This is a genomic window from Pseudoalteromonas sp. APC 3893 (assembly GCF_030408095.1).
Classification (GTDB): Bacteria; Pseudomonadota; Gammaproteobacteria; order Enterobacterales; family Alteromonadaceae; genus Pseudoalteromonas.
In genome coordinates, this window is sequence record NZ_JASDCD010000002.1 from 234,486 (window position 1) to 246,696 (window position 12,211).

Annotated in this window: 10 protein-coding genes; 5 read left to right on the top strand and 5 right to left on the bottom strand. The window is 39.8% G+C overall.

From position 1 onward, the window contains the following. Window positions 1-22: 22 nt before the first annotated feature. Genes QMA12_RS05080 through QMA12_RS05090 form a run of 3 tightly spaced genes read right to left on the bottom strand, consistent with a single transcriptional unit; the run spans window position 23 to window position 3,540 of the window. A complete protein-coding gene (locus QMA12_RS05080; RefSeq protein WP_087533694.1) occupies window positions 23-652 on the bottom strand; it encodes a PqiC family protein in 630 nt (209 codons plus the stop codon). Further along, the gene (gene pqiB, locus QMA12_RS05085; RefSeq protein WP_290208965.1) at window positions 652-2,307 is read right to left on the bottom strand and encodes an intermembrane transport protein PqiB; all 1,656 of its coding nucleotides are present in this window, start codon (window positions 2,305-2,307) and stop codon (window positions 652-654) included. The genes QMA12_RS05080 and pqiB overlap by 1 nt, the downstream gene beginning before the upstream one ends. 9 nt (window positions 2,308-2,316) lie before the next feature. Next, the gene (locus QMA12_RS05090) at window positions 2,317-3,540 is read right to left on the bottom strand and encodes a PqiA/YebS family transporter subunit (RefSeq protein WP_087533692.1); all 1,224 of its coding nucleotides are present in this window, start codon (window positions 3,538-3,540) and stop codon (window positions 2,317-2,319) included. A 153-nt stretch (window positions 3,541-3,693) separates the two neighbouring features. On the opposite strand from QMA12_RS05090, the gene QMA12_RS05095 reads away from it, so the two are divergent. After that, on the top strand, window positions 3,694-4,470 hold the full coding sequence (locus QMA12_RS05095; protein WP_176372568.1) for a transporter substrate-binding domain-containing protein: 777 nt from the start codon (window positions 3,694-3,696) through the stop codon (window positions 4,468-4,470). Here the strand turns inward: QMA12_RS05095 and QMA12_RS05100 are convergent. Continuing rightward, window positions 4,459-5,274, bottom strand: a complete 816-nt coding sequence (locus tag QMA12_RS05100) for a thioesterase family protein (protein ID WP_290208966.1) — start codon at window positions 5,272-5,274, stop codon at window positions 4,459-4,461. The genes QMA12_RS05095 and QMA12_RS05100 overlap by 12 nt on opposite strands. Window positions 5,275-5,519: 245 nt before the next feature. Here QMA12_RS05100 and dnaK point away from each other — a divergent pair, with 245 nt between their 5' ends. After that, window positions 5,520-7,439, top strand: a complete 1,920-nt coding sequence (gene dnaK / locus QMA12_RS05105; protein ID WP_290208967.1) for a molecular chaperone DnaK — start codon at window positions 5,520-5,522, stop codon at window positions 7,437-7,439. Between the two features lie 211 nt (window positions 7,440-7,650). After that, a complete protein-coding gene (dnaJ, locus tag QMA12_RS05110) occupies window positions 7,651-8,796 on the top strand; it encodes a molecular chaperone DnaJ (RefSeq protein WP_087533689.1) in 1,146 nt (381 codons plus the stop codon). A 107-nt stretch (window positions 8,797-8,903) separates the two neighbouring features. Here the strand turns inward: dnaJ and QMA12_RS05115 are convergent, their stop codons facing one another. Further along, window positions 8,904-9,134, bottom strand: a complete 231-nt coding sequence (locus QMA12_RS05115; RefSeq protein WP_140394341.1) for a hypothetical protein — start codon at window positions 9,132-9,134, stop codon at window positions 8,904-8,906. A gap of 79 nt (window positions 9,135-9,213) precedes the next feature. Between QMA12_RS05115 and ybaK the strand changes: the two genes are divergently transcribed. Both ybaK and QMA12_RS05125 read left to right on the top strand, forming a co-directional pair. After that, window positions 9,214-9,675: a Cys-tRNA(Pro) deacylase gene (gene ybaK, locus QMA12_RS05120; protein ID WP_087534697.1), complete on the top strand. Its 462-nt coding sequence runs from the start codon at window positions 9,214-9,216 to the stop codon at window positions 9,673-9,675. A 221-nt stretch (window positions 9,676-9,896) separates the two neighbouring features. Further along, entirely contained in the window at window positions 9,897-12,152 is a 2,256-nt protein-coding gene (locus QMA12_RS05125) for an acyl-CoA dehydrogenase (protein ID WP_290208968.1), read from the top strand. Window positions 12,153-12,211 lie beyond the last annotated feature (59 nt).

The window sequence follows — 12,211 nt, forward strand, 5'->3', positions numbered from 1 at the left end:
CTCTTTTAAACTTCAAGACTACTTAATTACTCTTGTTGTTAATCGCTTTTAATTGTTCGGCAACCCCTAAATTGACTGTTTCCCATGTTTTTTCTAACGTGGCGACAAGCCCTTCATAATCATCATCAATTAACGGTGTGATTTCACTAAAATAATGTATTTCTTTTAACGCCCTGCCTGTCTCAAACTCAGTGTGGTACAAACGCCATAGCCCTGAGATATCAGCATTACCATATTCATCGCCATTAAAATGGTGAATTTCATATTCGATTTCATAAAAGCTTTGTTGATCTGTATCGGTGATCACGGGCAAGCCTTTTACTACCATCCAGTTTGTCAGCTCAGTAAATAAGGTTTGATGTGCACTGGCCGTTAACATGATATCTGGTGCTTCACTCCACAAATGATAATTAGCCGCAGAGATTTGGTTATTGTCTAGCTTCATTGCGATACCACGATTATTAAGTGCGCCACGCAAAGTGACTGTATTTATACGTAGCTGTGCTTGAGTATGTGTGCTGGTACGCGCCATTGGTTGAATAGTTTGTTCAAATTGATAGTACTCAACGGGCGCATTTAACGATTGGCTACAACCTGCTACTAATGCAAACCCTACAATACTCAGTGCTTTTGCTAAAAATGAAATTTGCATTATTGTTTCCTCGGTGTTGGATCAGCAGGTAACGACTTATCAAATATAAACATATTAGGTTGCTCGTTAAGGCCACGGGTAAGAGGTTGTAACTCTTCGCTTAAGCGTTTAAATTCAGATAACGTTTGTTGTAACTGATGATGAAATTGAGAACCTTGTTGATAGCTTGCCATGGTTTTTTCAAACTGTTTCATAGTGACATCAAACTGTTGCATACTTTTAGTCATTTCAGCAAAATTACGATTTATATCGCCTGGTAAATCTTGTGTATCTTTTTTATTCAGCAATTCACGCATTTCATTCGCTAGCGCTTGATAATCATTGAAAGTTGACTCGATTTGAGCAAGGCTATCCTCAATTTTCAAATTGTTAACCTTATTAAGTACATCTGAAACCTGATCCGCAAGGACCGTAATACCACTGGAAATACTTGGGAATACTTGATATTGCGACACCATTGTTAGTTGCGCTTCAGGCGCATCCTGATAGATATCAAAATCTACGTACACCGCACCTGTTAGTAAGTTGCCAGGCTTGAGTGATGCACGTAGACCGTTTTTAATCCAACCATCAACGCTTTTTTTCCAAAATTCACGTGCTTGATCGCTGTTGTGGTAAATCCTGCCATATTCTATTTTAACAAGTACAGGAACAGCCGTATTATCTGTTTTAAAGTGAGCAGGAACGCCATCAATCATTACATTTGATGGAGCCTCTACAACTGTTCCGACTCGCATGCCTCTGTACTCTACTGGCGCGCCTGGGCGTAAACCGCGAATTGATTGTTCAAATTCTATTAAATAATAATCAAAATCATAAAATCGTTCTTCTAATGCATGTTTATAGCTTTTGCTCAAAGAGAAGCCATGACCATCTTTGGCAACATCACCAGGGGCTTGTTGTTCTGGCAAACCAACCGAAATCCCTCCTTTTAGCAATTTACTCAAAGATCCTGTATTAACATTAATACCATCGGCAGATAGGTCTATTTCAACACCTGCATTGACCCAAAAAATAGAGTTGACTGTGATAAGGTTCTGATATGGTTCATTGATGAAAATCCCGTATTTCATAGCTTGATTTTTCCAATCAAACGTAGCAGTCTCAACTTGACCTATCTTATAGTTTTTAAAGTAGATACTGGTACTTACATCAAGTACCTCAGCGTTATAACTAAGTAAAGTAAAGCGTCCACCTTTGACGTCTTTAGCTATCAGTGCGGGCTCATCTTGGAGCGTAAATCTTTCTTTGGTTTTTTTACTTTCACCTGGGGAAAATTCTAAATAGACTCCGGATAAAAGTGTACTCATGCCACTAATACCTGTTTCGTCAATCCGCGGCTTAACAACCCAAATATTAGCATCTTCAGTAAGTAAATTATCGTAGTGCTTATCAATTTGTGCACGTGCAATAACACTATTTTTATCATCAGAAAGACGAACATGATCAACCTGACCAATCTTCACACTGCGTACTTTAATTTCGGTCTTACCAGCAATAATGCCTTCGGCATGAGGCATTGAAATAAAAATGGTTGCCCCTTTATTCGCTTGATATTGATAAAGCATCCAAGCACCAACAAGTAACGCGATCACAGGTATTATCCAGATAGCGGATATTGTAGGTTCTTTTTCTACTGTTGCAGTTTCACTCATGGGTAATCTCTAATTACTATTTTGTTCGTTGTTAGGTGAGTCCCACAAAAGTCGTGGGTCAAACGCATGGGCAGCCATCATTTGGCTAAGCACCATAGCGGTAAAAAATATGGTGCCTACACCAGGGGTCACTGACATCAGATTACCAAGTTGTACTAAGGCTACTAAAATAGCAACAACAAATACATCAATCATAGACCATTTACCAATAAATTCAGTTAATTGGTAAACCTTAGTATACCTTTTAGTTTGACTATTTACTGGGTGCCTGACGATATAACACAGAAAGCTCAATACTAATGCTTTCGCTAATGGCACGACGACACTTGCTAGAAATATAATCATAGCAATAGGGTATGAACCAGCTTTCCATAGCACAATGACGCCGCCAATGAGGGTAGATGGAGATTGGTCGCCTAAACTCGTTGTATACATAATTGGAAATAAATTGGCGGGTATATAACAAACGACTGAAGTGATAAGCCATGCCGTGGCCTTTTGAATGCTATGGGGGTTACGTACATGGGTTTTAGTATGGCAACGTGAGCAATACTTATCGTTACATAGCTGGTGGCAAACATGACAGGCGCTGATGTTATTATCGATAGCTCTATGGCTATGCTCTGCTTCATCGATAGCTGCAACTGGCTTTACTTGATCCCATAAACGAGCACGATTTAAATGGGCTAGCGCAGCAATATAAAAAATTACGAAGGCAATATAAGCCCAAAAGCTAACACCAAAATTTATATCTGCCATAGACATTATTTTGACCATACTCACGAGTACACCAATTAAAAATATCTCTGACATGATCCAAGGCTCAAGCGCTAACGTAAACTTAAGTAATCGTTTCGCTATACCATAAGGTAAGACTTTTAAAATACCTAGATGCAGTGGTATTAAAAGAGTGAGCAATGTCATCGGTAACCCGATGATACTGATATCAATAAATAGGCCAAGTAAATCACTATCGTAATTAAATAAAATTCTGGCAGCATCAGGTAAAGTAATTGTTTGAGTTATGCCGCTGCTACTAAATGAAATAAAGGGATAGAACATACTACTTAATAGCATTAAAAGAGCGCTTAAGCACAAAGCAACAATTCTAGCATCGTAGTTTATATTTGCGGCACCGAGCTTACTATGGCAATGTGGACACACAGCCATTTGCTTTGCACCAACTTCAGGGATGTCGATAATTAGATCACAGTTAGGGCAAGCTGTTTGCAAATCAATAACCTAATAAAGTAAGAGAGTTATCAAAGTTTGCATCAAATAATGGCGAAATACAATTATATGATTTTTTATTGTTTTTCTAAGTTAAGGTATAAAATAATTTTGCAGCCGCAATGTAGATCACATCATATAATCCAAGGGTTCATTTTGAAGTACTTAATTTTTATCTTTATAACAGTAATAAGTCTAAACGCTTTTGGTTTGTCTGCACCGCAACCTAACAACCGTATAACAGTGGCTGTTAGCCCATCTTTACCACCTTATGTTTTTAGCCATGATGATACAGGTCTACAGTTAGAAATAATCAAATCTGCGTTTAAAAGCCAAGGTGTCACTGACTTAGATATTATATATATGACTAATAAACGTATAGAATATTCACTAGAGCAGCTTGAAGTGGATGTGGCAGTGAATTATGCTGGTACGCGAGTAAATGGCATTTACCCGAGCCAAAACCTGCTATTTTATCAAAATGTTGCGGTTAGTTTAGCGGTTAATGATTTCAAAATTAATTCGGTTTATGATCTATTAGGAAAAAGTGTACTCGCTTTTCAAAATGCTACGGCATTCATATCACCACCTTATGAGACTATAACTGCGAAACTAAATCATTATGAGGAAGTAGCGAATCAAGAAGCACAAGTTGACCACTTGATGAAAGAGTGGGTTGACGTTGTTGTATTAGAAAAACGGATCTTCTTATATTATTTGCAGCAATATCAGAAATCTCATGAAGTTAAAAAAGTGACAATTCACCCCGTTTTCGCCAAATCCCCTCGGCCAGCTTATTTTAACAACAAAGTATTACAGGAAAAATTTGATATGGGCCTGACCCATATCATTCAAAGTGGTGAATACCATGCAATTATGGAATTTGATGGCAGTGATTACGCTAAAATTACAAAGCCAAACTTAATCAAATAACGCAACAGTTTGTCGTGTTAGCGCAATAAGCTCACCCGATTGTGACCAAATGCAACCATCTTCCAAACCATACCCGTCTTTACAGTGATGGGTAATTGCTTCAAAACCAAGCCATTGCCCAGGTTCAATTGTTGGCTGTTGCACAAACTCTAAATACCAAGACATGCTGCTAGCGGGGGCTGGTTGCTTGAACATTTGTAAAAGCGTAGGCGGCCATGCATCAGTTAATGCAATTATATGCGCTTCATTTAATGCACTTGGCATTTGTTTTAACCTCATCCAACCACCCAAATGAGAAGTATCGGCACCAACAAATGGCATATCTCCTTGTTGTGGGCATAAATCTACATGCTGGAAAAACTCCGGCATCGCACCAGTTTGAAAAGGCAGTGTGTAACGAGGGTCAACTGGTTTTAGAGTCATTTTTTTACTGACAGGGACATGAATGCCTGAATCACGAGACTTAGCAAAGCAGGCTTGTACAATGACACTTACTTGCCCATTTTGTACAGCTTTTGCCAGCACTTGAGTACTGTTTTTACCTTCACGGAGTATTTCAATGTGTAAAGAAAAATCGGTATCAGCTAATAAGGGGCCAACAAAATTAGTGCTTAATGACAGTAAGCGACGTGAAGGCTCAATCTGTTGGCGCATCGCTTGATACAGTAAAGAGGCTGATAAGCCACCAAATGCAGTGCGACCTTGGCACCAATTTGCAGGAAACTGCATGGTTGCGTTTTTTTGCTGCTCGGTCGACATTTTTCCAATTGCAGCAGCGCTATTTAGAAGTTCATCAAAATGCATGGTCATTCCTTATGTAAATAAATATGTGTTTGGTAGATTTATAGCACACTAAAACTCATCAGACCACTTGTGGAAAGTAACGCTTTTGCTGTAAAAAACACCAATCCATACTTTCAATAGGGTTATTTGCAAAAAAAATGACAAAAAAGTCATTTTTTTTTATTTTTACAGTTGAATTCAGTATCTGGCATCCCTATTAACTAGTCATCGAACGTAATAACGAATTTTGAAGTTGGAGAAGATTCATGGGTAGAATTATTGGAATTGACTTAGGTACTACTAACTCTTGTGTAGCAGTACTAGATGGCGATAAAGCGCGCGTAATTGAAAATGCGGAAGGCGATCGCACAACACCATCGATCATTGCATACACGCAAGATGGTGAAACACTTGTTGGTCAACCTGCAAAACGTCAAGCAGTGACAAACCCAACTAACACATTATTTGCAATTAAGCGTTTAATTGGTCGTCGTTTTGAAGACGAAGAAGTACAACGCGATATTGGCATCATGCCTTTTCAAATCATCAAAGCAGATAATGGTGATGCATGGGTTGAAGCGGGTGGCGAAAAACGCGCTGCACCACAAATTTCAGCTGAAGTACTGAAAAAAATGAAAAAAACAGCAGAAGACTTCTTAGGTGAAGAAGTTACAGAAGCCGTTATCACAGTACCAGCGTATTTTAATGATTCACAACGTCAAGCAACTAAAGATGCTGGTCGTATTGCGGGTCTTGAAGTTAAACGTATCATCAATGAGCCTACTGCTGCTGCCCTTGCTTATGGCATGGACAAAAACAAAGGCGAAAACATTGTTGCAGTATATGACTTAGGTGGTGGTACTTTCGATTTATCAATCATTGAAATTGATGAAGTTGAAGGCGAGCACACATTTGAAGTACTTGCTACAAACGGCGACACTCACTTAGGTGGTGAAGATTTCGATAACCGTGTAATCAACTACTTAGTAGCTGAGTTCAAGAAAGATCAAGGTTTAGACTTAAAAACTGATCCTCTTGCAATGCAACGTGTTAAAGAAGCTGCTGAAAAAGCAAAAATTGAATTATCATCTGCACAATCTACTGAAGTAAACCTTCCGTATGTAACTGCTGATGCAACAGGTCCTAAGCACATGAACGTGAAATTGACACGTGCTAAGCTTGAATCACTTGTTGAAGACTTAGTAATTAAGTCGATTGAACCACTAAAACGTGCACTAGCTGATGCAGACTTATCGGTTAGTGACATCAGCGACATTATTCTTGTTGGTGGTCAAACACGTATGCCATTAGTACAAAAAACGGTAAGTGAGTTCTTTGGTAAAGAGCCACGTAAAGATGTTAACCCTGATGAAGCTGTTGCAGTAGGTGCGGCGATTCAAGGTGGTGTACTAGCAGGTGACGTTAAAGACGTACTATTGCTCGATGTTTCTCCATTATCTCTAGGTATTGAGACAATGGGTTCTGTAATGACGGCGTTAATTGAGAAAAACACAACGATTCCTACTAAGAAATCGCAAACATTCTCAACAGCAGAAGATAACCAATCTGCAGTTACAATTCACGTACTACAAGGTGAGCGTAAACGTGCGAGCGATAACAAATCTCTAGGTCAATTTAACCTAGAAGGCATTCGTCCTGCACAACGTGGTACACCACAAATCGAAGTTACTTTCGATGTGGATGCGGATGGTATCTTACATGTATCGGCAAAAGATAAAGATACAGGTAAAGAACAAAAAATTACGATTCAAGCGTCTTCAGGTCTAAGTGACGAAGAAGTTGAAAAAATGGTTCGTGATGCAGAAGCTAACGCTGAAGAAGATAAAAAATTCGAAGAGCTTGTAGCGACTCGTAACCAAGCAGATGCAATGGTACACGGTACGCGTAAGCAAATCGAAGAAGCTGGCGATGCACTACCTAGTGAAGACAAAGAAGCAATTGAAGCGGCTGTTGTTGACCTAGAAGCAGCAATCAAGAGTGATAACAAAGAAGAGATTGAAGCGAAGACTCAAGCTCTTGCAGAAAAGTCACAGAAATTGATGGAAATCGCACAAGCTAAAGCACAACAAACTAGCGGTGACGCTGGTGAGCAACCACAACAGTCAGCTAAGCAAGACGATGACGTTGTAGATGCAGAGTTCGAAGAAGTTAAAGACGACAAGTAATTGTTGCTGACGCTTCTCACTGACTTAAACACCATGACTAAACTGGGTGTTTAAGTTAGGATGAACGAATGAGGCGCGTAGGCTAAAGCTTAACGCGCCTTTTGCATGTTAAAACGTGCATAAAAAATTAAAACAATTCAATGGTAAATCGATATGATTTATCGGTTTATCCGCAGCAAAGCTGCAGTAGCAAAAGAGTAGTGTGATAGATATGTCAAAACGCGATTATTATGAAGTTCTTGGTGTGGCTAAAGATGCCAGCGAAAGAGACATTAAAAAAGCGTATAAACGCTTAGCGATGAAATATCATCCAGATCGTACCGCAGGTGATAAAGAGCTCGAAAATAAGTTCAAAGAAGTAAAAGAAGCTTATGAAATTTTAACCGATGATCAAAAGCGCCAAATGTATGACCAATATGGTCATGCGGCATTTGAACAAGGTGGCGGTGGTGGACATGGCGGCTTTGGTGGCGGTGGTCAGGGTGATTTTGGTGATATTTTTGGTGACGTGTTCGGTGACATCTTTGGCGGCGGTGGCGGTGGACGTCGTCAATCTCGTCAGCAACGAGGTGCAGATTTACGTTACAACATGGACCTAAGTTTAGAAGAAGCCGTTCGTGGTAAAGAAGTTGAAATTAAAGTGCCAACATGGGTGAGCTGTTCACCGTGTGATGGCAGTGGTGCTAAACCCGGTTCTAAACCAAAAACATGTACAACATGTCATGGCGCAGGCCAAGTTCAAATGCGTCAAGGTTTCTTTGCCGTACAACAAACTTGTCCGACCTGTCACGGTACAGGACAAATTATTTCTGATCCATGTAATAGCTGTCATGGTCAAGGCCGCGTAGAGAAAACAAAAACATTATCAGTAAAAATACCTGCGGGTGTCGATACGGGCGACCGTATTCGTTTATCTGGCGAAGGTGAAGCGGGGGCTCATGGAGCACCTGCTGGTGATTTATATGTGCAAGTATCTGTACGTGAACATCCAATCTTTGTTCGAGAAGCCAATAACTTATACTGTGAAGTACCAATTGGCTTTACAACGGCTGCTTTAGGTGGCGAGATTGAAGTACCGACACTTGATGGCCGTGCAAAGTTAAAAATACCACCAGAGAGTCAAACGGGCAAAATGTTCCGCATGCGTGGTAAAGGCGTAAAATCTGTGCGCAGTGGTGCGGTTGGTGATTTAATTTGTAAAGTTGTGATCGAAACACCTGTTAACTTAAATGAACGTCAACGTGAGTTGCTTGAAGAGTTAGAGCAAAGCATGGGTAAAGATGGTTCTAAAAACCGCCCAAAAGAAAAAGGTTTCTTTGATGGCGTGAAAAAATTCTTTGATGATTTAACTAAGTAGTTATCAACGGATTAAATAAAAATGGCGCCAACTGGCGCCATTTTTTACTAAGTAAGCTTTAATGATCTGAATACATTCAGTGCCCTGTTTTATAAAGGTGTGAATGGTTAACTATCTAACACAACAAGATAATCCAAGCACTGACATAGAGTCGATTCACTTAAATAAACACCCTCTTGAGTGCGCTTACTTTGAAAACCAAGAGTTTGACATTTTTGCTGGCAGGATAAACTCTTTACCCAATGAGTGTATTCTTGGCACATAAAATTAATGGCAATAAAACCAAACAGGGCAATACTTGCGTATTTAAATAAAGTTGTGACAGAGATATTCTTCATTATTCACTCCTTAATCAGTGTATTGATATGTAATTTTAGTAGAAGTCTGAATTAAATAGGTAACCAAAAGGAACAGGGTATGACACCAGCTATTTTACTGCTCGAAAAATTGAATATTTCCTTTACTGTTTTAAGTTATGAGCACGATCCAAAAAATACTCAGTTTGGTTATGAAGCGGTTGAAAAGCTTAATTTAAATTCGGCCCAGGTATTTAAAACATTAGTGCTAGAAACTGCAGAAAACGCACTGATAGTGGCAATTACACCTGTGGTACAACAAGTTAATTTAAAGCAATTAGCTCAGGTCTGCGGTACTAAAAAAGTCCACATGGCTGATCCGCAAAAAGTACAAAAAAGCACAGGTTATATTTTGGGAGGCGTAAGTCCGCTGTCACAAAAAAAACGCTTGCCCACCTTTGTACATAAAAGCGCAATACTATTTGATGTTATCTATGTCAGTGCCGGCAAGCGGGGGTTGGAAATAGCGCTCAGCCCACAGGATTTAATTTCACAGTGTAATGCTCAGCTTGCTGATTTTTAATCTTTAAATCACTCATTCATCTTTTTGCCTATCAGTGAGGCCGCAAAAAGCCGGAATATCCGAAATTCAGCGTACATGTGTAAGCTGTTTTTATTCAATGGCTTAGCTACTTTATTAAAAAATAATTGAAAATAATGTTAAAAAAACTGGTTGGGCCAATTGATCTCTTGCTCATTTTATGACGTAATGTAGATATTACTATCTGGTCGGATGAGTCCATTATGAGCTTACGTACAAAATTAAAAAAAGTTTTACCAAGTATTTCAATCACAGAACAAGAAGCACTTGATGCCGGTGATGTGTGGTTAGAAGGGTCTATCTATCAAGGTAAACCTGACTTCAGTGCATTACGTGCAGTGTCTGCAGCAACATTAAGCGCTGACGAACAAGCATTTATCGACGGCCCATTACAAGAACTATTAGGAATGATCGACGATACTGAAATACAAAGCGGTGTTCATTTACCTGATTACATCCTAGAGTTTTTGAAAAAAGAACGCTTTTTCTCGTTGATTATACCAAAGTCATTTGGTGGCTTAGAGTTCAGCCCTTATGCAAACTCAACAATTGTTGCAACGATTGCGACTAAGAGCTCTGCAGTTGCAGTAACTGTTATGGTGCCTAACTCATTAGGGCCGGGTGAATTATTACTGCACTTTGGTACACAAGAGCAACAAGCACACTATTTACCGCGTTTAGCCAATGGTCGTGATATTCCATGTTTTGCATTGACTAGCCCTGAAGCAGGCTCAGATGCTGGCGGTATTCCTGATATCGGCGTAGTGACTAAAGGTATGCACAATGGCGAAGAAGTACTTGGTCTTGAGATCACGTGGGACAAGCGCTATATCACCCTTGCACCGATTGCAACAGTACTCGGTTTAGCATTTAAGGTTGTCGATCCAGAGGGTTTACTTGGTGGCAAAGAAAACTTAGGTATTACCTGTGCGCTTATTCCAAAAGAGCACCCAGGAGTTGAGCTTGGTAATCGTCACGATCCTATGGGTATTCGTTTTTACAACGGTACTACACGTGGTAATAAAGTGTTTGTACCAATGGATTTCATCATCGGTGGACAAAAGAACATCGGTCGTGGTTGGCAAATGTTGGTTAGCTGTTTAGGTGCTGGCCGTGGTATTTCATTACCTGCACTGGGTGTGAGTTCGTCACAGGTAGCATTTAAAGGGGCATCAGAGTACGCCGCTGTGCGTGAGCAATTTGGTCTATCCATTGGTCAATTCGAAGGTATTCAAGAAAAACTCGCTGATATTGCGGGTAAAACATACCTTCAAGAAGCAATGCGAGTATTAACTACCGAAGGTTTGGGCATGGGCTTAAAACCATCTGTTGTTACCGCAATTGCAAAATACCACATGACTGAAATTGGCCGCGATGTGCTTGATTCAGCAATGGATATTCAAGCAGGTAAAGCGATTCAAAATGGCCCGCAAAATACACTAGCCAGTGGTTATGTCGCACAGCCTATTGCCATTACGGTAGAAGGTGCGAACATTCTTACTCGTAACCTGATGATCTTTGGTCAAGGTGTGATGCGCTGTCACCCATATTTACAGTCTATGGTTGAGTCTATCCACAGCGAAGACAAAAATGCAGATAAAGAATTTAACAGCATTTTACGTAAAACAGTGGGTTACAGTGTAGCTAACAGCTTACGTGCATTTCGATTAGGTGTATTACCATTCACCGCTGGTGCAGAGTCTAAGCTACCAGAAGTACGTGAATACGAAAAAGCAGCGCAGAAATTATCAGCTAAACTTGCTGTATACGCAGATTTCTCATTATTAGTGCTTGGCGGTAAGCTTAAGCAAGCAGAAATGCTTTCTGCACGCTTAGGCGACGTAATGAGCTTCTTATATGCTGCAATGGCCTCAATTAAGTATTACGAGCAAAAAGTAGCAAACAGCGAGCGTGAGCAAGCAGCGCCTTACTTCCACTACGCGACTCGTTTTGCTCTACAAAGCGCAGAAGAAGCACTACATAAGTTTTTAGATAACTTCCCTGCAAGTGGTACTCGTAAGTTCATGCGTTTCATTACCATGAACTACTCGACTAAAATGCCAAAAATCAGTGATGATTTAATTCGTGAATTAGCTAAACAAGCACAATTAGATACGGCGTTTAAAAAGCAAATTACGCATTTGGTTAAACCAATTGAAGGTGATGGTCATTATATTAATGAGCAAGCGTATAAAGCAAAAATGGGTTGCCTAGATTTACTTGCGAAAGTGAAAAAAGCACTACGCAGTAAAACTATAAAACCGGGTGTTCGTTTTGCGCTTACGCTAGATAACGCGCTTGTTGCAAATGTAATTACAGAAGAAGAGTACGCTAAACTAATTGATTACAATATCAAGCGTGAACGTGCAATTCGTGTAGATGAGTTTGATTTTGATATGAACTTACTCGATGAAAATGCGCAACCAGTGAATCCACTGAAAAGTGTTGTTAATCAGTAATATTTAACTTAATTCAACAATGTAAGCGTCTAGCAGTAAGGGCGCTTTTATACTTAAAG

Excerpts from the sequence above, each read along its gene's own strand:
- QMA12_RS05080 (WP_087533694.1), bottom strand. The coding sequence starts at position 652 with ATGCAAATTTCATTTTTAGCAAAAGCACTGAGTATTGTAGGGTTTGCA.
- pqiB (WP_290208965.1), bottom strand. The coding sequence starts at position 2,307 with ATGAGTGAAACTGCAACAGTAGAAAAAGAACCTACAATATCCGCTATC.
- QMA12_RS05100 (WP_290208966.1), bottom strand. The coding sequence starts at position 5,274 with ATGCATTTTGATGAACTTCTAAATAGCGCTGCTGCAATTGGAAAAATG.
- dnaK (WP_290208967.1), top strand. The coding sequence starts at position 5,520 with ATGGGTAGAATTATTGGAATTGACTTAGGTACTACTAACTCTTGTGTA.
- dnaJ (WP_087533689.1), top strand. The coding sequence starts at position 7,651 with ATGTCAAAACGCGATTATTATGAAGTTCTTGGTGTGGCTAAAGATGCC.
- QMA12_RS05115 (WP_140394341.1), bottom strand. The coding sequence starts at position 9,134 with ATGAAGAATATCTCTGTCACAACTTTATTTAAATACGCAAGTATTGCC.
- ybaK (WP_087534697.1), top strand. The coding sequence starts at position 9,214 with ATGACACCAGCTATTTTACTGCTCGAAAAATTGAATATTTCCTTTACT.
- QMA12_RS05125 (WP_290208968.1), top strand. The coding sequence starts at position 9,897 with ATGAGCTTACGTACAAAATTAAAAAAAGTTTTACCAAGTATTTCAATC.